17 protein-coding genes and 1 pseudogene are annotated in these 19,813 nt (G+C 72.9%); 10 read left to right on the top strand and 8 right to left on the bottom strand.

The annotated features are described in order from the left end of the window. Positions 1–25 precede the first annotated feature (25 nt). Complete coding sequence (locus ABEA81_RS31510; RefSeq protein WP_345610126.1) at positions 26–895, bottom strand: Gfo/Idh/MocA family oxidoreductase; 870 nt, start codon at positions 893–895, stop codon at positions 26–28. Positions 896–913: 18 nt separating this feature from the next. On the opposite strand from ABEA81_RS31510, the gene ABEA81_RS31505 reads away from it, so the two are divergent. Then, positions 914–1,933, top strand: coding sequence for a LacI family DNA-binding transcriptional regulator (locus ABEA81_RS31505; protein WP_345610124.1), 1,020 nt, complete (start codon positions 914–916; stop codon positions 1,931–1,933). Here ABEA81_RS31505 and pcaD read toward each other — a convergent pair. Then, a complete protein-coding gene (gene pcaD / locus ABEA81_RS31500; RefSeq protein WP_345610122.1) occupies positions 1,878–2,723 on the bottom strand; it encodes a 3-oxoadipate enol-lactonase in 846 nt (281 codons plus the stop codon). The two genes, ABEA81_RS31505 and pcaD, sit on opposite strands and share 56 nt — an antisense overlap. 72 nt (positions 2,724–2,795) lie before the next feature. Here pcaD and ABEA81_RS31495 point away from each other — a divergent pair, with 72 nt between their 5' ends. Beyond that, positions 2,796–3,734 (top strand): LysR family transcriptional regulator, encoded by a 939-nt coding sequence (locus tag ABEA81_RS31495; protein ID WP_345610120.1) that lies wholly within the window; start codon positions 2,796–2,798, stop codon positions 3,732–3,734. A 226-nt stretch (positions 3,735–3,960) separates the two neighbouring features. On the opposite strand, the gene serA is transcribed toward ABEA81_RS31495, so the two are convergent. Further along, positions 3,961–5,160, bottom strand: a complete 1,200-nt coding sequence (gene serA / locus ABEA81_RS31490; RefSeq protein ID WP_425570755.1) for a phosphoglycerate dehydrogenase — start codon at positions 5,158–5,160, stop codon at positions 3,961–3,963. Between the two features lie 311 nt (positions 5,161–5,471). Further along, a complete protein-coding gene (locus ABEA81_RS31485) occupies positions 5,472–5,942 on the bottom strand; it encodes an NUDIX hydrolase (protein WP_345610118.1) in 471 nt (156 codons plus the stop codon). 197 nt (positions 5,943–6,139) lie between these two features. Between ABEA81_RS31485 and ABEA81_RS31480 the strand changes: the two genes are divergently transcribed. Together ABEA81_RS31480 and ABEA81_RS31475 are read left to right on the top strand one after the other, a co-directional pair. After that, on the top strand, positions 6,140–7,801 hold the full coding sequence (locus tag ABEA81_RS31480; RefSeq protein ID WP_345610116.1) for a thiamine pyrophosphate-requiring protein: 1,662 nt from the start codon (positions 6,140–6,142) through the stop codon (positions 7,799–7,801). 8 nt (positions 7,802–7,809) lie between these two features. Continuing rightward, the gene (locus ABEA81_RS31475; RefSeq protein WP_345610113.1) at positions 7,810–8,799 is read left to right on the top strand and encodes a zinc-binding dehydrogenase; all 990 of its coding nucleotides are present in this window, start codon (positions 7,810–7,812) and stop codon (positions 8,797–8,799) included. Between the two features lie 340 nt (positions 8,800–9,139). Here ABEA81_RS31475 and ABEA81_RS31470 read toward each other — a convergent pair whose 3' ends face one another. Next, a complete protein-coding gene (locus tag ABEA81_RS31470) occupies positions 9,140–9,973 on the bottom strand; it encodes a response regulator (protein ID WP_345610110.1) in 834 nt (277 codons plus the stop codon). A 59-nt stretch (positions 9,974–10,032) separates the two neighbouring features. Here ABEA81_RS31470 and ABEA81_RS31465 point away from each other — a divergent pair. The 3 genes and pseudogenes from ABEA81_RS31465 to ABEA81_RS31455 all read left to right on the top strand — a co-directional run. After that, positions 10,033–10,188, top strand: a pseudogene (locus ABEA81_RS31465) (SDR family NAD(P)-dependent oxidoreductase); the annotation flags it as partial. 19 nt (positions 10,189–10,207) lie between these two features. Beyond that, positions 10,208–10,786 carry an SDR family oxidoreductase gene (locus tag ABEA81_RS31460; RefSeq protein ID WP_345610107.1) on the top strand — a complete coding sequence of 193 codons (579 nt, stop codon included), beginning with the start codon at positions 10,208–10,210 and terminating at the stop codon, positions 10,784–10,786. Positions 10,787–10,969: 183 nt separating this feature from the next. Beyond that, positions 10,970–14,149 carry a bifunctional cytochrome P450/NADPH--P450 reductase gene (locus ABEA81_RS31455; RefSeq protein ID WP_345610105.1) on the top strand — a complete coding sequence of 1,060 codons (3,180 nt, stop codon included), beginning with the start codon at positions 10,970–10,972 and terminating at the stop codon, positions 14,147–14,149. A gap of 96 nt (positions 14,150–14,245) precedes the next feature. On the opposite strand, the gene ABEA81_RS31450 is transcribed toward ABEA81_RS31455, so the two are convergent. The 3 genes from ABEA81_RS31450 to ABEA81_RS31440 form a co-directional block, all read right to left on the bottom strand. Further along, positions 14,246–15,235, bottom strand: a complete 990-nt coding sequence (locus ABEA81_RS31450; protein ID WP_345610103.1) for a DUF4190 domain-containing protein — start codon at positions 15,233–15,235, stop codon at positions 14,246–14,248. A gap of 315 nt (positions 15,236–15,550) precedes the next feature. Beyond that, positions 15,551–16,759, bottom strand: coding sequence for a DUF480 domain-containing protein (locus ABEA81_RS31445; protein ID WP_345610101.1), 1,209 nt, complete (start codon positions 16,757–16,759; stop codon positions 15,551–15,553). Between the two features lie 87 nt (positions 16,760–16,846). Next, positions 16,847–17,155 carry a winged helix-turn-helix transcriptional regulator gene (locus ABEA81_RS31440; protein ID WP_425570754.1) on the bottom strand — a complete coding sequence of 103 codons (309 nt, stop codon included), beginning with the start codon at positions 17,153–17,155 and terminating at the stop codon, positions 16,847–16,849. 65 nt (positions 17,156–17,220) lie between these two features. Here ABEA81_RS31440 and ABEA81_RS31435 point away from each other — a divergent pair, with 65 nt between their 5' ends. From ABEA81_RS31435 to ABEA81_RS31425, 3 genes are all read left to right on the top strand, one after another. Continuing rightward, positions 17,221–17,601, top strand: a complete 381-nt coding sequence (locus ABEA81_RS31435; protein ID WP_345610099.1) for a TIGR03618 family F420-dependent PPOX class oxidoreductase — start codon at positions 17,221–17,223, stop codon at positions 17,599–17,601. Between the two features lie 84 nt (positions 17,602–17,685). Beyond that, complete coding sequence (locus ABEA81_RS31430) at positions 17,686–18,258, top strand: ATP-binding protein (RefSeq protein WP_345610097.1); 573 nt, start codon at positions 17,686–17,688, stop codon at positions 18,256–18,258. Between the two features lie 9 nt (positions 18,259–18,267). Beyond that, a complete protein-coding gene (locus ABEA81_RS31425) occupies positions 18,268–19,803 on the top strand; it encodes a PucR family transcriptional regulator (RefSeq protein WP_345610095.1) in 1,536 nt (511 codons plus the stop codon). Positions 19,804–19,813: the final 10 nt, after the last annotated feature.

The following is a 19,813-nucleotide window of genomic DNA, read 5'->3' as shown; positions in this document are numbered from 1 at the left end:
ACGTGGAGACGTCAACCGGACCGGGTCAGCGCTGCGCCGTTCCCAGTGCCGCTCCCAGCTCCTCCACCAGGCGCACCGGCGCGAGCAGGTCGTCGTCGGGCTGGGCGGACGACGGCGCGGCGCAGGCTGCGAGGAACGCCTCGGCGGCCGGCAGCAGGTAGTCCCGCCCGAGGTCCACCACCTCGGTCCGGACCTGGTCCGCAGTCACGGCACTGAGGTGGAACGGGATGGGGCCACTGTCGCCGGGCGGCACGAACGTGCAGGTCACCGGGGTGCCCGCGAGCCTGGTGGTGGCCACGACCGCCTGCGCGGTGGGCTGCACCGCCATCGGCGCCCGCTCCCACCCGGCCGTGCCGAGTACCTCGACCGCCGACTCGAGCAGGTGGATCCCGTAGAACGCGATGCCCGAGTACGGGCTCGCCGGATCCGCGGGGCCCACCAGGTGCAGGTGCCGCAGCTCACCCCCTGCGGCGAGCCGGGCCGCCCGCCGCACCGCCGCCGGGAAGCGCAGCGCTGATCGCGACCACACGAGGGCGCCTGCCCGGCGAGCGGTCCCGATCAGCGCCCGCGCGTCGGCGAGGGACGTGGTGAACGGCTTGTCCACCCACACCGGCAGGCCCGCGGCGAGCAGCGGCTCGGCGAGAGCGCGGTGCGTGGCGCCGTCCCGGGTCAGCACGAGGGCGGCGTCGACGGCACCGATCAGCTCGTCGGGCGACCCGGCCACCAGCGCCGGGTCGATCCCCGCGGCACGCGGGTCCACGTCGACCGGCACCACGGCGACCACCCGCGCACCGGGTACCCGCCCCTCGTCGTTGACCAGCCGCAACAGCTCGCCGGTGTGGCTGCTCTCCGCCCCGACGATGCCGATCCGCCGCACGTCCCGCCCGCCTCGCACGTCCCTATCCTTCTCGACGTGGCGGTCAACCTGCGTGACGTCGCGCGCCGGGCCGGTGTGTCGGTGCCCACGGCGTCGCGGGTCCTGTCCGGCAGCGACTACACGGTCCGGGCCGAGCTGCGGGCCCGCGTGGAGCAGGCCGCCCGCGAGCTGCACTACGTGCCGAACGCGCATGCCCGCGCCCTGCTGGGCGGCGACCTCGCCACGGTCGGGGTGCTCGCGGGCGACGTCGGCGACCCCTACTTCTCCCAGATCATCGACGGGGTCCAGGAGCTGGCCTCCCGGCACCGGATGCTGGTGACCATCTGCAACACCGGCCGCGACGTCGACCGGGAGCTCGAGTACCTCACCCTCCTGCACACCCACCGGACCGGTGTGATCATCGTCGCCGGGAGCGAGCTGGTGGACGAGCGGTACCGGTCGGGCCTGCGGGAGCGGGTGCGGGCGTACCTGACGACCGGCGGCCGCGTCGTCGCCATCGGGCACCCCGACCTCGACGTCGACGGCGTACTCGTCGACAACGCGCGCGGAGCCCGTGAGCTGGGCGAGCACCTGGCCGCGCACGGGCACCGCGAGGTGGGCGTGCTGGCCGGTATCGCCGACCTGACCTCGACGATCGACCGGATCGACGGCCTCCGCGCCGCGCTCGAGAACCACGGCGGCACCGTGCACGTGCGCCACGTCCCCGCCACCCGCGACGGCGGCCGCGACGGCGCGGGACACCTGCTCGCCGAGCACCCGGGGATCACCGCGCTCGTCGGCACCGCGGACCAGATGGCGGTCGGGGCCATGTCACACCTGCGGGAGCGCGGCGTCCGGGTGCCGGCCGAGGTGTCGGTCGCGGGGTTCAACGACATCCTGATCGCGCAGGACGTCACTCCCCCGCTCACCACGGTCCGGCTGCCGCTGGAGGACATGGGCGCCACCGCCCTGCGGCTGGCGATGGAGCCCGCCGGATCGGGCCTCCCACGCACCCGCCGGCTCACCCCGCGGCTCGTGGTCCGGGGGTCGACGGGCCCGGCACGGGCCCGCCGGTGAGGAAGGTCAGCACCGCGTCCAGGAACTCGGCAGGCCGCTCGACGTTCGCCATGTGCACGGTCGGCAGCACGGCGAGCCGCGCGCCCGGGACGATGGAGGCGATCTCCTTGCCGTGGGCGGCGGAGGTGACGGTGTCGTGCTCGCCCGCGATCACCAACGTCGGGTTGGGGATGAGCGCGGCCGTGCGGCGCAGGTCGTAGTCGCGCACCGCGGCCCAGCTGCCGGCCACGCCTTCGCGCCGCGTGGCCAGCAGCGTGCGGCGGAAGCCCTCGACGACCTCGTCGTCCCCCCGCAGCATGTGGGCCGGGAACCAGTTGTGGAGGAAGTTCTCCGTGGTGGCCTGCATGTCGGGGGCAGCCAGCAGTTCGGCGATCGGCCGGTCCCACTGCTGCGGCGGGCCGAGGTACGCGGCGGTGTTGGAGAGCACCAGGCGGTCCACGCGCTCGGGCACGTGGATCCCCAGCCACTGCGCGACGACCCCGCCGAGGGACAGGCCCAGCACGTGCACCCGCTGCAGGCCGAGCGCGTCCAGCAGCTCCACCACGTCACGCCCCAGCCGGTCCAGCGAGTAGGGGCCGCTCGGGACGTCGGAGGCGCCGTGGCCCCGCGCGTCGTAGCGCAGCAGCCGGAAGTGTTCGGTCAGGGCGGCGACCTGGCCGTCCCACATGTGCAGGTCGGTACCGATCGAGTTCGAGAGCAGCAGCACCGGCAAGCCCTGCTCACCGTCGAAGCGGTAGGCGATCCGTACGCCGTCACCGGTCGTGATCGAGCCGAGGGTCGGGGATTCCATGTCCTCAGCCTAGGAACGGCGCTGCAGAAATCCATTACAAAGATCGGACTTACCCTGTAGGCTGCACCGACAATGTCCAGCTTCACGCTGCACGAGTTGCAGTGCTTCGACGCCGTCGTGGACGACGGCGGCTTCCAGGCTGCCGCCGAGCGGCTGCACCGCTCGCACCCTTCGGTGTTCGCGGCGGTCGCCAAGCTGGAGCGCCAGCTCGGCCTGAGCCTGCTGGACCGCTCGGGTTACCGGGTGCGGCCCACCGAGGCGGGCCGGGCCTTCCACCGCAAGGTGCGCTTCCTGCTGCACGAGGCCGAGGACCTGCGCACGTACGCCACGCAGCTGGCGATGGGCGAGGAGGCCGAGCTGCGCGTGGTGCTCGGCGACCTGTGCCCGCTCCCACCGGTGCTCGCGCTGCTCAGCCGCTTCTTCGCGCAGCACCCGCAGACCCGGCTGCACCTGCAGTTCGAGGCGGTGACCGGCCCGTGGGAGCGGCTGCGGGAGGACGAGGCCGACCTCATCGTGCACCGCGTCCCCAAGAGCGACGTCCGGATGGAGTGGATCGACCTCGGCCGCGTCGCGATGGTGCCGGTCGTGGCGCCCGATTTCCTGCCCTTCCCCCCGGACACCGACCTCACGCCGCAGCGGATGCAGGCCTTCACCCAGTGCGTGATCCGGGACTCGGCGCGGCACCCGTCCGAGCCGGGCCACTTCCTGGTCGAGGGCGCGCCACGGTGCTCCGTGCCGGACCACCTGATGAAGAAGGAGCTGATCCTGCACGGCATGGCGTGGGGGCACCTGCCTCGGTTCATGATCGAGACGGAGCTGCGCGACCGGCGCCTGCTCTCGGTGGCCGGACGACACTTCCCCGGCGTCGTCGAGGAGCTGTCCGCCGCGCGCCGGCGCGACCGGCCGCACGGGCCGGTGGCCGACCAGCTGTGGGAGTTCCTGGCCCGGAACGCGCCGATCCTGCGGCCGGTGCTGGGCCGCGTACCCAAGGCGAGGACGCCACCGCGCTAGCGTTCCGAGATGGCGCGTTCCCCGCACCCGTCGTCGGGTTCTCGACAGCGTCGCCGGAGCCGGACCCTGACAATCCCGGCTGTGAACACGCCCGTCCCGGATGTCGTCCTCGACGTCGGCGGAGCGCTCTGCTTCGACGGACGCACGTTGGCGCTCGCCGACCGCCGGGTCACGGGCGCCGAGGTGGCCGCGACGATCGCCTCGCTGATCGGGTCCTGGGTCCGCGTCAGAGCCGCCAGGAGCGCAGCCAGACCGTCTGCGGCGACTGCCGCAGCGCGGACAGGGTGGCGTCCGACAGCACGGCGTCCGTGTCGGTCAGGACGTACCCGTGCCCGCCACGCGTCGACAGCGACTGGCCGACCACGTTCACCCCGGCGTCCGCGAGCAACCGGTTGATCCCGGCCAGCACGCCGGGCAGGTTCTCGTGCAGGTACCCCATCCGGAACGCGCCCTGGGGATGCGGCGGAGCCACCTGCGGCAGGTTGACCGAGAGCGCCGTGCCTCCCGCCTCGACGAACCCGATCAGCTTGTTCGCGACGAAGTGCCCGATCCCCTCCTGCGCCTCCTGCGTCGAGCCGCCGACGTGCGGGGTGAGGATGACGTTGTCGAGTCCCCGCAGCGGCGAGTCGAACGGGTCGCCCTGCGCCTTCGGCTCGAGCGGGAAGACGTCGATGGCGGCGCCGGACAGGTGCCCGGACCGGATGTGGTCGCGCAGGGCGATCTCGTCGACCACCATCCCGCGGGAGGCGTTGATGAACGCCGCACCGGGCTTCATCATCGCGAACTGCTCGGCGCCGAAGAGACCCGCGTTGCCCGGCCTGCCGTCGACGTGGATGCTCACCACGTCCGCCTCGGCCAGCAGCTGCTCCAGCGACCCGACCCGGCTGGCGTTGCCGTGGGCCAGCCGGTCCGCGGTGTCGAAGAAGATCACCCGCATGCCGAAGGCCTCGGCGATGGTGGACAGCTGGGTGCCGATGTTGCCGTAGCCGACGATGCCCAGCGTGCGGCGGCGGACCTCGTGGCTGCCCTTCGCCGACTTGTCCCACACCCCCTCGTGCATCCGCTGGGTCTTCTCCGTGAGCCGCCGGGCCAGCGCGACGATCTCGCCCATCACCAGCTCGACGACGCTGCGCGTGTTGGAGTAGGGCGCGTTGAACACCGCCACGCCCCGCTCGGCCGCGCTCTCCAGGTCCACCTGGTTCGTGCCGATGCAGAAGCACCCCACCGCGAGGAGGTCCTTCCCCGCGTCGAGCACCGCCGGGGTGACGGTCGTGTTGGACCTGATCCCGAGCACCGACACCCCGGGCAACGCGGCGATGAGCTCGTCCTCGCTCAGCGAGCCGGAACGCGCGTCGACCTCGAAGCCCGCACGCCGGAACGCCGCTGCCGCGACGGAGTGGATGTTCTCCAGCAGGATCGCCTTCACGCGGCCAATTTAGTGCCCCATCAGCCCTCACTTCACAAACCCCGCCCCGCCTTCACACAGGGCCGGCCTCATGTGAAGCCCGTGCTGGGTCTGTGAAGTTGCCCCCCATCCGGGCGCGTCGGTCCCTGGGGGCACCAGGTCCTTCGCCGTGGCCTGGGTGAGCTGCCGGGCGATGAGGGCGGCGGGAGGGCTGGCTGTCCGCGCGGCGGGTCAGGCACAGCGTGACCGGCGGCGCGTCGAGCACCGTGCCGGACCCGTCGGTGCTGCGCGCCCTGCGCTGCCGCTTCCCGGCCGGGTGACCGCAGGCGTTCTCAGCCCAGGTACGGCTGCGGATCGCCGCGGAGACCGTGGTCGATCCGAACGCGCATCCGCGGGTGGATGTCGAGGCCGTCGAGCGCGGCCGGCCCGACCCAGCGCACCTGCGTGGACTCGGGGCTCGTGCGCAGCTCGCCGCCGACCCGCCGGGCGCGGAAGCAGATCGAGAACTCCTGCCGCACCTCCCCGTCGTCGTAGGCGATGACGTGCCCGGGATGGGAGTAGATGCCGACGAGGCCCGTCACCTCGACCTCGATGCCGGTCTCCTCCACCGTCTCGCGGACCGCGGCCGCGGGTGTCGACTCGCCGGCCTCCTGGCCCCCGCCCGGCAACGCCCACTGCCCGTTGTCCTCCCGCTCGATGAGCAGCACCCGGCCGCGGTCGTCCTGGACGAACGTCGTCACCCCGACGACAAGGCTGTTCGGCTTCGGCGCCCTCGGGTCGTCGACGTAGTCGGTCTTGGTCACCCCGACTTGCTACCACGGGGTGTGTGCGAACAGCACCGAGTCGAACCGCGTGCGTCGTGCAGGACTTGTGTCCCGAACCTGCCGGGATGGCGTGACGCGCGCCGCCCCGAGCGGAGAAGCTCGGTGGCGCGGGAGCGTCGGGCGCCGCGGTGCAGGCGTCGGGAACCTGAGCCGAGGAGGGCAACAGTGATCGAGCCGTGAGCGCACCCGACGTCGCCGCAGCCGCCGCGGAGGTGCTCCGCCGCGAAGGCGTCGAGCTGCTCCTCGCCTATCCGCTGAACCCGCTCATCGAGTCGGCGGCCGCCGCGGGGATCCGGCCGCTGATCGTCCGGCAGGAACGGGTCGGCATCCACATGGCGGATGCGATCAGCAGGCTCGGGGACACCGTCGGCGTCTTCTGCATGCAGGCCGGCCCGGGCGTGGAGAACTCGTTCGGCGCGGTGGCCCAGGCCCACTCCGAAGGGGTTCCGCTGGTCGTGATCCCCGGCGGGTCGCCGCGCACGCAGACCTGGGTGCCGCCCGCGTTCAACGCCGCGCTGAACTTCCGGCACATCACGAAGGCCACGGAGCAGGTCACCACGGGTGCGGCGCTCGTTCCCGCGCTGCGGCGGGCGTTCACGCAGGCCCGCAACGGGCGCCCGGGGCCGGTGCTGGTGGAGATCGCGGCGGACGTGTGGACGGAGGAGGCACCGGGGCTCGACGCCTACGTGCCCTCGCGGCGGCTGCGCTCCGCGCCGGACACCGAGTCCGTCGACGCGGCCGCGGCCGCGCTGGTCGCGGCCGAGTGCCCGCTGCTCTACGCGGGCCAGGGCGTGCACCGGGCGAAGGCGTGGGAGCAGCTGCGCGTCCTCGCCGAGCTCCTGGAGGCGCCGGTCACCACCAGCCTGGAAGGCAAGAGCGCGTTCCCCGAGACGCACCCGCTCGCACTCGGCTCGGGCGGGGTCGCGATGCCGCGGGCGGTGTTCGAGCACGTCCGCGACGCCGACGTCGTGTTCGGGATCGGGGCGAGCTTCACCGCGACCCCGTTCGGGATCCGCTTCCCGACGGCCGGGAAGACGTTCGTGCACAACACCGTCGACGCGGGCGACCTGAACAAGAACGTGCCGACCGAGCACGCGCTGCTCGGCGACACCGCGCTCGCACTGGACCTGCTGATCGAGGCCGTCCGGGAGCGGCTCGGCGGTGGGCCGCGGGGCCGGGCGGGCGAGGTCGCCGCCCGGATCCGGGAGCAGGCCACGCGGTGGCTCGACTCCTGGATGCCGCTGCTCACCAGCGCGGAGACGCCGCTCTCGCCGTACCGCGTGATCTGGGACCTGCTGCACCTCGTCGACGTCGAGCGCACGATCGTCACGCACGACGCCGGGAGCCCCCGCGACGAGCTCTCCCCGTTCTGGCGGCCCGTCGCACCGCACAGCTACCTGGGGTGGGGCAAGTCCACCCAGCTCGGCTACGGCCTGGGACTGGCGATGGGGGCCAAGCTGGCCCGGCCGGACCGGTTGTGCGTCAACGTGTGGGGCGACGCCGCGATCGGCATGACCGGCATGGACCTGGAGACCTGCGCCCGCGCCGGCGTCCCGATCCTGTCGGTGCTGTTCAACAACTTCTCCATGGCCATGGAAGACCGGATCATGGCCACCTCGCGCGAGCGCTTCGGCAGCACCGACATCTCCGGCGACTACGCCACGATGGCGCGCGCCTTCGGGCTGCACGGCGAGCGGGTCACCGAGCCCGGGCGGATCGCGCCCGCGCTGCGGGAGGCGATCGCGGCGACGGAGGCGGGCACGCCCGCGCTCGTCGAGTTCGTCACCACCCGGGAGAAGAAGTACTCGACCTTCGACTACACGAGCTACCAGGGTTAGGAGTGGTCATGCGGGCAGTGCAGCTCGTGGCACCGGGCAGGCTGGAGACGGTCGAGGTCCCCGTCCCGGAGCTGGGCGACGACGAGGTGCTGGTCCGCTCGCACCGCGGCTCGATCTGCGGCAGCGACCTGCACATCGTCTTCGACGGCTTCCACCGCGGCGAGTTCCCGGCGGCGCCGGGGTTCCCGGGGCACGAGGGGGTGGGGACGGTCGCGGAGTCCCGGTCCCCCGGCTTCGCCCCTGGCGACGCCGTGCTCGTCGCGCCGGTGCCGCGCGACGCACGGTGCTTCGCCGAGTGGCAGGCCGTCGCGGCCCGGTCGCTCGTGAAGCTGCCCGACGGTGGGGACGTGGACCGGCTGCTGATGGCCCAGCAGCTCGGCACCACCGTGTACGCGATGCGCCGGTTCTGGCCGGAGGCCGTCGTCGGGTCCGCCACCGGGCGGACGGCCGCGATCTGCGGCGCCGGGTCAGCGGGCCTGTTCTTCGCCCAGCTGACGCGGCGCGCGGGCTTCTCCACGGTGGTGATCGCCGACAAGGCGCCGTCGCGGCTGCGGATCGCGAAGGAGTTCGGTGCCGACGTCGTCGTCGACGTCACCGAGGGGTCGTTCGTCGAGGCGGTGCGGGAGGCCACCGGTGGGGCGGGCGCCGATCTGGTGATCGAGGCCGTCGGGTACGACGAGACGCGCATCCAGAGCCTGCACGCGGTGCGGCCGCGGGGCCGCGTCGGCTACTTCGGCTTCCCGGAGAAGCCCGAGGGCCCCACGACCTGGGACTACAACGAGGCGTGGAACAAACAGCCCTCGATCGAGCACAACCACAGCACCCAGGTCGAGCCCGGGCTCACGGCCTTCCGCGAGGCGGTCGACCTGATCCACACCGGCGCGGTCGAGGTGGGCCCGTTCCTCGACCCGGTCTTCCCGCTGGAACGGGCGCAGGAGGCGTTCGAGGCGGCGCGGGACCAGCTGGGCGGCAAGATCGCGATCGCGCTGGGCGGTTGACCCGCACCTGCCCGCCTCACAACGCACCGGCGAACGGGGAGCTCGACGATGACGGGGCGGTGCGGCCGAGCACCCACTCGTAGCTGCCCTCGAACGTGTCCGGGATGGCGCCGAGCACGTGCTCGCCGACGATCCGGACAGGACGGTGGGGACGTCGGCCGGTGGTGGGGGCGGGGCCCCCACCGGACGCGGGAGGCGGGTGCGACGAGGTCCTCCTCGCCGAAGCCGGCATCACCCTGGACCGGGCGTTGTTCCCCCTGCTGGTGGGCATCCAGCGGTACGGCCCGATCGGGGTGGGCGAGCTCGCCGACCGGGCGGGACGCGACTACACCACGGTGAGCTACCGCGAGCCCGGCTGCCACCAGCGGCGGCGGGGCCGGACGTCTCGCAGTGACCGGAGCACCATGTCGATCAGCTCGGCCGGCTGTGCCGTGCTCCCCACCGCACCGCGGCACACGGCCTCGTCGTAGTGGGCGGCGCTGTTCGAAGAGCTGTAGATGACGAACGGGGCGTCATAGGCCCGCTCGCGCATCCAGTCCAGCAGAACGTAACCGGCGCGCGGGTCTTCCGGGCGTGCCATGTCGGAGATCACCAGGTCGTACGTGGTGCGGCGCTGGAGCTTGCGCTGGGCGTCCGCGGTCGACGTGCTGAGGTCCACGATCATGCCCATGCTCTCCAGGGCCGAGCGCTCGTGTCGGTTGTTGCTCGGCCGGTCGTCGACCCACAGCAGGCGAGGGCTGCGGCCGAGGCGCCGCACCGCGGCCCCGACCGCGCGCACCTGGTCCGCGACCTCGACCGCCGACACCGGCCGGCCGTCGCCGTCCCCGGCCGCACGGCCCGGCGTACCGCCGACTGCGCTGCGGTTCTTGTCCTCCTCCGCATCCAGCAGTGCCCCGGTGGCCCGACGGGCGCTGAACCCGATCCCACCTGGCCCGGTGAAGGACACGTCGTCCCTGGTGAGGATGTCCCGAACCGCTCTGCGGAACAGCAGAGCACTGAACACGACCACGATCGGCCACACCACGACCCCGATGAGATCGGTCCACTGCTGCATACCCGGCATGATCGCCCATTCCGGTGGTGCGCCGAACCGCAGGTGGGCATCGCGCGCCGACGTGACCGAGGCGGTGTCACTGGTGGCGGCCGCCACCATCCTCGCCGATGGGCTGATCACGCGTCCGGAGACGCCATGGAGGTGCTCGTCGACTGCAGAGAGGAGCGGCGGTGAGCGGCATGTTCGATCTCACCGGGAAGCTCGCGGTGGTCACGGGCGCAGGACGCGGGATCGGGCGGTCGATCGCCGAGGCGCTGGCCGCCGCGGGTGCCGACATCGTGGGCGTCAACGCCACGATGCCCGACGACGCCGGTGCCGTCGGAGAGACGGTTCGTTCGCTCGGCCGGTCGTTCGATGCCCACCGGGTCGACTTCGCCTCCCGCGAGGCGTGCGCGAGCTCGCCGGCACGCTTCGGGCCGGGCCCCGCCCGGTGGACGTCCTCGTCAACAACGCGGGCACGATCGCGCGACGCGCCGCCGCCGAACACCCGACGAGCTGTGGGACCGGGTCATCGAGGTCGACCTCACCGCCCCGTTCGTCCTGGCCCGCGAGGTCGGAGCGGCGATGATCGGGTCGGGCCGCCCAGGGAAGATCATTTTCACCGCCTCGCTGCTGAGCTTCCAGGGCGGTGTCAACGTTCCGGGCTACACCGCCGCGAAGACCGGCCTCGCCGGTCTGACGCGCGCGCTGTCGAACGAGTGGGCCGCGTCGGGGATCTGCGTCAACGCGATCGCGCCCGGCTACATCGCAACCGACAACACCAAGCCGCTGCGGGACGACCGGCAGCGCTCACGCGCCCTGCTCGACCGCATCCCGATGGGCCGCTTCGGCGAGCCCGACGACCTCGCAGGTGCCGCGGTCTTCCTGGCCAGCAGCGCGGCCGACTACGTCACGGGCATCGTTCCCGTGGACGGTGGCTGGCTCGCGCGCTGAGCCCGCCGGACGCCTCCGTGCCCGAGATCCCGGCGCCCGCATCCGATCCGTGGGACCGGGTACCCGCGACCGGCGATCCGGTCACCGGACCGATGGAACTGGACGCCCCCGGACGCGCGGACCCCGTCGCCGGTCTGAAGGATCGCCACCGCACCGCCGACGCGGCGACGAGAGGAACAACCCGTGGCACTCGAACAGATCCCGCAGCCGCACCCGACACCGCTGGTGGGCAACCTGCCCGACATGGATCCGCGGGGCACGGTGCAGGGCCTGATGCGGCTCGCCGCCGAGCACGGGCCGATCTACCGGCTCGACCTTCCGGGGACCGCTCTGGTGGTCGTCGGCGGCCAGGAGCTGGCTCACGAGCTGTGTGACGAGACGCGGTTCGAGAAGCAGTTGCACCGGCCGCTGCGGGAGGTGCGGGAGTTCGCGGGCGACGGGCTGTTCACCGCCGAGACCGGTGAGCACAACTGGCAGGTTGCGCACCGGATCCTCATGCCCGCGTTCGGCCCGCCCGCGCTGCGCACCATGTTCGACGGCATGGCCGACATCGCCGAGCAGCTGCTGCTCAAGTGGGAGCGGCTCGGCCCGGACAACGTCATCGACGTCGCCGACAACACCACCCGGCTCACCCTCGACACCATCGCGCTGTGCGCGTTCAGCTACCGGTTCAACAGCCTCTACCGCGACGAGATGCACCCGTTCGTCGGGGCGATGGTGCGCGCACTGGTCGAGTCCGGTACCCGGACCCGGCGGCTACCCCTGCAGAACCGGCTCATGCTCCTGTCCCGGCGGCAGTTCGACGAGGACAAGAGCATCATGTACTCGATCGCCGACCGGCTCATCGCCGAGCGCCGCCGACAGCCGTCCCCACCCGGGCAGCGCGACATCCTCGACACGATGCTCGAGGCGGCCGACCCGGAGACCGGTGAGCGGCTGTCGGACGAGAACATCCGCTACCAGCTCGTGACCTTCCTCATCGCCGGGCACGAGACCACCAGCGGCCTGCTCACGTTCACCCTCTACGAGCTGCTGCGCCACCCCGGGGTCCTCGCGCGGGCCCGGGCGCAGGTCGACGAGGTCCTCGGCGACCGGCGCGCCACCCTCGCCGACCTGCCCCGCCTCGGCTACCTCGACCAGATCCTGCGCGAGACGCTGCGGCTGTGGCCGACCGCGCCCGCGTTCGCGGTGCGGCCGCTCGACGAGGAGACGAGGATCGGTGGCGGCCGCTACGCGGTGCGTCGCGACGACGTGCTGCTGGTGCTCACCCCCGTGCTGCACCGCGACCCGGCGGTGTGGGAGGACCCGGAGCGGTTCGACCCCGACCGGTTCGCGTTCGACCGCGCCCAGCAGCTGCCGCCGGATGCGTGGAAGCCGTTCGGCAACGGTCGCCGCTCGTGCATCGGGCGGGGTTTCGCGCTGCAGGAGGCGCAGCTGTTCCTCGCGATGTTGCTGCAGCGCTTCGACCTCGAACCGGCCGACCCGGCCTACGAGCTGGTCATCCACGAGACGCTGACGATGAAGCCCGAGGGCTTCACGATGCGGGTGCGCCGCCGCCCCGTCGCCATCGTCGACGCCGGCGTCCGCTCCGCCGGGGACGAGGCGGCGGCCGAGCGGCCCGAGCCCGCCGTCACCGGCAACGGCGTTCCGATCCGGGTGCTGTACGGGTCGAACTCCGGCACCAGCGAGGCGTTCGCCCAGCGCATCGCGAACGACGCCCGCCGCCGCGGCTACACCCCGAGCATCGACCCGCTCGACACCGCGACCGGGCACCTGCCCACCGACGGCGTCGTCGTCATCGTGACCTCCTCCTACGAGGGGCAGCCGCCGGACAACGCCCGCCGCTTCACCGCGTGGACCGACTCGCTCGCCGCCGGCAGCCTCGACGGCGTCCGGTACGCGGTGTTCGGCTGCGGGAACACCGACTGGGCCCGCACCTACCAGGCCATCCCCACCCTGATCGACGACAAGCTCGCCGCCGCAGGCGCCGAGCGCCTCATGGAACGCGGCGCCGCCAACGCACGCGGCGACTTCTTCGGCGACTTCGACGCCTGGTACGAGGGGTTCTGGCCGGCGGTCGCGACCGCGCTCGGCCACGCGTCCGCCGAGCCGGAGCCGACCGCCGAGCTCGAGGTCGCCTTCGTCGGCGCGGTCCGCGAGCCGCTGCTGCGGACGAACGAGCTCGCGCTCGGCACGATCGTCGCGAACCGCGAGCTGACCAGCCCCGACGCGCCCCCGGGGCGCAGCAAGCGGCACCTGGAGATCGCGCTGCCCGAGGGCATGAGCTACCGCGCCGGGGACTACCTGGCCGTCCTGCCGCTCAACCCCGCTGCCGCCGTGGACCGCGCGCTCTCCCGCTACGACCTCGCCTACGACGCCCAGCTCGTCGTGCAGTTCTCCGGAACCGGCGACACGTTCCTGCCCACCGGGCAGCCGATCACCGCCGGGGAGCTGCTGTCGAGCTACGTCGAGCTCTCCGCACCGGCGGGCCGGCGCCAGATCGCCCAGCTCGCCGACAGCACCCCGTGCCCGCCCGAGCGCGACGCGCTGCGTGCCCTCGTCACCGACGACGACACCTACACCCGTGAGGTCCTCGACAAGCGGGTCAGCCTGCTCGACCTGCTCGTGCGGTACCCCTCGGTGCAGCTGCCGTTCGGCACGTTCCTCCAGACGCTGCCGCCGCTCGCACCGCGCCAGTACTCGATCTCCTCCTCGCCGCGGTGGAGCGACGACCACGTCACGCTCACCATCGCGGTGCTCACCGCACCGGCGCTGTCGGGCATCGGGGTCTACGAGGGGGCCGCGTCGACCTACCTGGCCGGCGCCCGCCCCGGCACGAAGGTCGCGGTGAGCGTGCGGCCCTCGCAGACCGCGTTCCACCCGCCGCAGTCCCTCGACACGCCGATCGTCATGGTCGCGGCCGGGTCCGGCATCGCCCCGTTCCGCGGCTTCCTGCAGGACCGCGCCCTGTGCGCGGCCGAGGAGGGCGTCACCCCGGCGCCTGCGCTGCTGTTCTTCGGCTGCGACCACCCGGACGTCGACCTCCTCTACCGCGACGAGCTCGCCGAGTGGGAGCAGGACGGCATCGTGTCGCTGCGCGCGGCGTTCTCCGGCCGGCCCGACGGCGACGTCCGCTACGTCCAGGACCGGCTGTGGGCCGACCGCGCCGACGTCGTCGACCTCGTCCGGCGCGGCGCGATCTTCTACGTCTGCGGCGACGGCCGCCGCATGGCCCCGGCCGTCTACGACACCTGCACGCGCATCTACCAGGAGGCCACCGGAGCCACCGCCGCCGACGCCGAGGCCTGGATCGCCGACATGCAACGCAACCGCGCCCGCTACGTCGCCGACGTCTTCGCCTGACCAGGCGAGGAGTTCGACGAGACCACGGATCTCGGCGAACGAACATGCCTCAGCTGCTCGCCATGCCGACCGGCGTCACCGCGGAGACGGCACGGATCACACCTGTCCGGTGAAGATCGCCGGCTCACCGAGGAAACCGGGGGTGACCTCGAGCTGCAGCTCGTCCACGGCCTCCCCGAGCGACAACGCGATGGTGAACGTGGTCGACTTGCCGGGCAGCACCGTCCCGGCGGGGTTCTCGCTGCCACCGTTCGCGCTGTCGAAGATCCTCGACACCTGGCGCCCACCGTGCGTGGCGTTCACGACCGTCATCACGGCGTCGTAAGGCTCGTCGGACCCGTTGACCACGGTGATGTCGAACGTGACGGCGCGGTCCCCGTCGTGGCCCGCCGCGTACCGGCTCGGCTTGTACGGCTGGGGCGTGCTGACCTCGACGGCGAGCCCGTCATCGAAGGTCGCCCGCTGCCCGAACGCGGTGGTCAGCGGCCCAGTTGCGCCGGCGGGCCGCTCGGCTTCGATGACGGGCTGCTGCCCAGCCGGGCCGGGCACCGCAGGGGCGGCGATGGGCGCCGGCCCGGACAGGTCCTCGGCGAGCTGGTCCACCGCTCCGAACACGATGGTCATCCCCCAGACACCGAGCGCCAACGCGCCGGCACCCAGGACCAGACCGGTCATCGCGGTCTTCCCGTTGGTCGCCTTGCCCCTCCTGACCCGGGACCAGCCGACGAGGGCAAGCGGAACAGCGACCAAGGCGCAGATCACGGCGATGAACCCGGTCAGCGGGACGAGACCGAAAACGATGCCGACCGGCGCGACGATCGCGGCAGCCAGTCCGAGGCCATTCCTGGCCACCGGCGCCACGGGCTGCGTCACGGCAGCGGTGGCGCCGTGCCGCGGCGCGGGCCCGTACGGATCGGCGATGGCGCGGCCCCGGGCGTCCGCATCGGCGACATCCCGCTCGGCGCGCAGACGAGCCACTGCGGCGTCGGCAGCCGCCCGCTCCTCTGGCGTGAGCCCGTCGGGCAGCCCGTAGCGCTGCTCCGGGCCGGCCTGCGGACGCCGAATCGGGTAGTTCGGGTGGGACATCGGGGTGTCTCCTATCTCGAATGATCGGCTCCCCACTCGCGGACCGTCGTCGAGTCGTTACGGCTCACCCCGAACCGCGCCGTTACGTTCTGCAGCGGGCATCTCGACCCCGCTGCCGTTCGTGCACGCCAGAAGCAGCACCGGAGCGACCGGCCGGCCGACGCTGCCGCAGGTTCAGCGCGGCCGAGGCACGCACCCGGCACTCTGACTGCCAGCACGGGCAATGGGCGGCGCTGACCTGCGCGAACGGCGGTTCCGCCGGCCACGGGAGAATGGCGTGGGCGGACGAGCGTCGGCGACCGGGCGACGTGTCGGTCAGAGGGGGCGGCGCGCCACGACGTAGAGGCGGTCGGTGGGCGTCTCGACGTCGGGGAGCGGGGAACGCAGGTACCACTCGACGTCCACCAGCCCGGCGGCGGTGACGGCGGCGACCACTTCAGAGGGGTTGTGCAGCACGAGGTCCAGGTCGACGGGCGCGCCGAAGAGCTCGTCGACGTGGCGCACCTCCTCACCCGCGTGCAGGGCGAACGCCAACCGTCCGCCGGGGATCAGCACCCGGGCGAGGCCGGCGATCACGGCCGGGAGCTCGGAGGCGGCCATGTGCACGAACGCGTACCACGCCGTGATGGCCGACCACCCCGCCGCGGCGCGCGGGCGCAGCAGTCTGGTCAGGTCACCCACCTCGAACTCGACGTCCGGGAACAGGTTCCCGGCCGCGTCGATCATCGCAGGCGACAGGTCCACCCCGAGCACCGAGGCCCCGGATGCCGCGAGCCGGGCAGCGACGTGTCCCGGCCCGGTACCGACGTCCGCGACCGGTCCGCCGTCCGCGTCGCGGGCGATGCGGTCGAGCAGCCAGCAGTCGAACGGCTTGTGCGCCAGCTCGCCCGACAGCTCCCGCGCGTAGCCCGCCGCAGCGGCCTCGTATCCGGCGAGCACACGGGCGTTGCGGACGTCGGCACCCTCGGCGATGACGACGTCCCGATCGACCGGTGCGGGCGGGGGTGCCGCTTCCGGCAGCGGTCCGAGCAGATGGGCCCATCGGCGATCCTGCTGCCCCGGCCCGCGTTCCAGCTCGACGACCAACGGCTCCGGCAGCTCGGCGAGCCCGCGGAGCGTGGCCTCCACCTCGGCGCGGTCCTCGAACGGATGCAACCGCGCGGTCCGGGCCCGCAGCTCGCCGGGGGTCTGCGGCCCACGCAGCAACAACACGGTCAGCACCGCCAGCTCGGGCGCACCGACCCCGAGGTGCTCCTCGAGCCGCTGGTGGAACTTCACCACCCGGGATCCCGCGCCGGTCCACACCGGCCGGACCAGCTCGCGGTCCCTGAGCTCCTTGAGCGTCGCCTGCAGCACCGAGTCGTCGTAGTCGGTGACCGGCTCACGGCTGCTCGCCTGGTTGCACGCGGTGCGCAAGGAGTTGAGGGTGAGCGGGTAGCTCGCCGGGACCGTGCGCTGCTTCTCCAACAGCGCACCGAGCACTCGCTGCTCGACGGCGGACAGCTGCGGTCGCGACTCGGCCACGCCGGGAGCGTAGTACTCCTCACTCGTCCGACACCGAATGCAGCGAACAGCCGAAGAACCCGCGCTCGGCTCGTGCGGGCGCGGATGTCACCCCGTCTCGACCTCGGCCGAGCCGGGCCCCGGCAGCGGATCGACGTCGTGGGCGTGCATCGGCTCGCCGCAGTGGTCGCAGCGCAGGTCGACGTTGCTGATCTGCCCGCACGCGTGGTGCCGGTAGAGCACGGGCGGCCCGGCCGTTCCGGCTCGCCAGCGGTCCCCCCAGCCGGTCATGACCATGAGCAGGTCGACGAGCTCGCTGCCCTTCTCCGTCAGCACGTACTCGTAGCGGGGCCGGTTGTCGTAGGGGCGACCCGGCTGCGCCTCATCGATGCCGTCGCCGTCCCCGGCGTCACCCACCTGCACCACGCGGTCGAGCGCTGACCCCCTCGCCGCCGCCAATCGACAACAGGAGATCGACCACCATGATCGATGCAGACGTCCGCCGCGTGCTCGACACCACCGTGATCGCCCACCTCGCCACCATCCTCGCCGACGGCGCCCCGCACTCCGTGCCGGTCTGGGTCGCCGCCGAGGGCGAGCGCATCGCGATCATCACCGGCCCCGGCTATCGCAAGACCCACAACATGCAGCGCGACCCGCGCGTGGCACTGTCGATGACCCCGATCGACAACCCGTTCGAACCGATCAGCATCCGGGGCAGGGTCGTCGAGTGGGTCGAGGGCGACGCCGCGTGGGAGATCGTCGACCGGATCGCCACGGACTACATCGGCGGCCCGTACTCCCGGGCCGGGGAGCGGGTCGTCGCGCTCATCGAGCCCGAGCGGCAGACCGTCGGCAGGTAGCGGTGAGGCGCAGCCGGGACGGGACGTCCGGCCCGAACGATGCTTCCGATCGCGCCCGGCGTCGCAGATGTTCATGCTGGACCGATGACGGCAGCCACCGGTCAGTACCGGATCCGGTTCGCGGCCGACCCGGTGCAGTTGATCTTCTTCCGGGCCGGGCTCAACGCCTGGCTCCGCGGCCTGCGATGGCCGGAGCCCGAACGGATCGACGCGGTGTTGGCGGTCAGCGAGGCGTGCACGAACGCCGTCGAGCACGCCTACCGGTCAGCGGAGCCGGGGGACGTCGAGGTCATCGGCCGCCTCGTCGTCGACGGGTCCGCCCGCCGGATCGTCGTGGTCGTGCGCGACGAGGGTCGGTGGCGCACCCGGGCGAGCGAGCGCGGCTACGGGCTGAGGACGGTGCACGAGTGCATGGAGAAGGTCCGCATCCGGCACGGCGTCGACGGGACCGCGGTCACCATGATCAGCAGGCCCGTTCCCGTGCTCGAGGTCGATGGCGGCCGTTCCCCGGACGCGGCTCCCCCCGGGCCTCCCCGGTCGGCGGGGGCCCTCGAGCGCAGTCCGGCACCCCGCGGGCCTGATCGGACGTCGGGTGAGATCGCCGGGCACGAGCCACGCGATCGGTCGAGGCGCTCCCCGCCAGGAGGCCGCAGCTAGCCTGTCCGCATGCCCGTCCTGCGATCCGTGGTCGAGATGCTCGGCGGGGCACTTCGCGTCGGATCCGGTGCGGACGAGCTGGACGTGACCGTGACCGACGTGCGGCTGCACGGCCGGGGCGAGCCGCTCCCGGACGTCCCCGAGACCATCCTGCTGTGCGTCGACGGGCTCGTGTTCGAGCCCGGTGAGCGTCCCGTCGCCGCGGCGCTGGTCGTCCGCGACCAGGACGTGCCGGAAGGGGTGGCGCGGGAGGCGAGCAGGTGGGTACCGCCCGTCCTCGTGCTCTGCGGCTCGACCCCGTGGCAGCACGCGCTGCAGATGCTCACCGCCGCGGTGCGCAGCGCGCCGGGAGGCGCCACCGGGGCGACCGGAGACCTGTTCGCACTCGCCGACACCCTCGCCGCGGTGCTCGGCGGCGCGGTGGTCATCGAGAACGTCACCCGCCAGGTCCTCGCCTACTCCTCGCACGCCGACCAACCGATCGACGAGGTCCGGCGGGCCGAGATCCTGGGGCGCCGGGTTCCCCACCAGGAGCTCGCCGACGAGAAGTACGCGCGCGTCTACCGGTCCACCGAGGTCCTCCACCTCCCGGCCGACGCGGACAGCGGGCCCCGGGTCGTCGTCGCGGTGCGATCCGGCTCGCAGGTGCTGGGGTCGATCTGGGCGATCGAGGAGACTCCGGTGGACGCCGCCGGCGAGAAGGCCCTGCTGTCCGGGAGCCGGCTCGCGGCGCTGCACCTGCTGCAGCTGCGCGACGGAGCCGAGCTGGAGCGCCGGACGCGCGCGGAGCTGCTGTGGGAGCTCTTCGAGGGGCGGACGCTGCCCTCGGTCGTCGCACCGCGGCTGGGGCTGTCCACGGGCAGCTCCGTGACCCTCCTCGGCGTGCGTCTCTGCCGTCGGGCCGGCCGGGAGAACGGCGACGCGCGGGCGGATGCGGGCGCCGTCGGCGACCTCGCGCGGGTGCTGGCGTCGTCGGTGGAGTCGGCGGTCGTCGTTCTGGAGGAACGCGACACCGTGTACCTGGTGGTCTCGGCCCCGGACACCTCCCGCGGGTGGCTGCGCCGGCTGGGCGAGGAGATCGTCGGGCGCAGCCGGTCGGCGCTGCGCACCGACGTCGGCGTCGCGGTCGGCGCGACCGTGGAGGGGTTGGGGGAGCTGGGACGGACCCGCACGGACGTCGAGCTCGTCCTCCGCGTCGTGGCCGCAGGCGCCACCGCGCTCGTGGAGGACGTCCGGGCCCAGATGGCCCTGCTGCAGCTCACCACCGTCGTCGACGCCGACGAGCGGATGCGGTTGCCCGCGGTCGCCGACCTGGTGAACAGCAACGAGAGCGCGATCCCGTACGCGCAGACGCTGCTGACCTACCTCGACACCGGCGGGGACATCATCCGCGCCGCCGCCGGGCTGCACGTGCACGAGAACACCCTGCGGTACCGGCTGCGCCGGCTGCAGGAGCGGTTCGGCATCGACCTCGACGACCCCGACACCCGCCTCGTGGCCTGGTTGCAGCTGCGGACGGCGATCGCGCGACCGACCGCGCAGTGACCGCCGGGGG

The sequence above is a fragment of the Pseudonocardia adelaidensis genome, assembly GCF_039543345.1.
GTDB classification, from domain to species: domain Bacteria; phylum Actinomycetota; class Actinomycetes; order Mycobacteriales; family Pseudonocardiaceae; genus Pseudonocardia; species Pseudonocardia adelaidensis.
This window is presented reverse-complemented; position numbering and strand designations above follow the sequence as displayed.

Coding starts and splice junctions, on each gene's coding strand:
- pcaD (WP_345610122.1), bottom strand. CDS start 2,723: ATGGAATCCCCGACCCTCGGCTCGATCACGACCGGTGACGGCGTACGG.
- ABEA81_RS31495 (WP_345610120.1), top strand. CDS start 2,796: ATGTCCAGCTTCACGCTGCACGAGTTGCAGTGCTTCGACGCCGTCGTG.
- ABEA81_RS31475 (WP_345610113.1), top strand. CDS start 7,810: ATGCGGGCAGTGCAGCTCGTGGCACCGGGCAGGCTGGAGACGGTCGAG.
- ABEA81_RS31460 (WP_345610107.1), top strand. CDS start 10,208: ATGCCCACCGGGTCGACTTCGCCTCCCGCGAGGCGTGCGCGAGCTCGC.
- ABEA81_RS31450 (WP_345610103.1), bottom strand. CDS start 15,235: ATGTCCCACCCGAACTACCCGATTCGGCGTCCGCAGGCCGGCCCGGAG.
- ABEA81_RS31435 (WP_345610099.1), top strand. CDS start 17,221: ATGATCGATGCAGACGTCCGCCGCGTGCTCGACACCACCGTGATCGCC.
- ABEA81_RS31430 (WP_345610097.1), top strand. CDS start 17,686: ATGACGGCAGCCACCGGTCAGTACCGGATCCGGTTCGCGGCCGACCCG.
- ABEA81_RS31425 (WP_345610095.1), top strand. CDS start 18,268: ATGCCCGTCCTGCGATCCGTGGTCGAGATGCTCGGCGGGGCACTTCGC.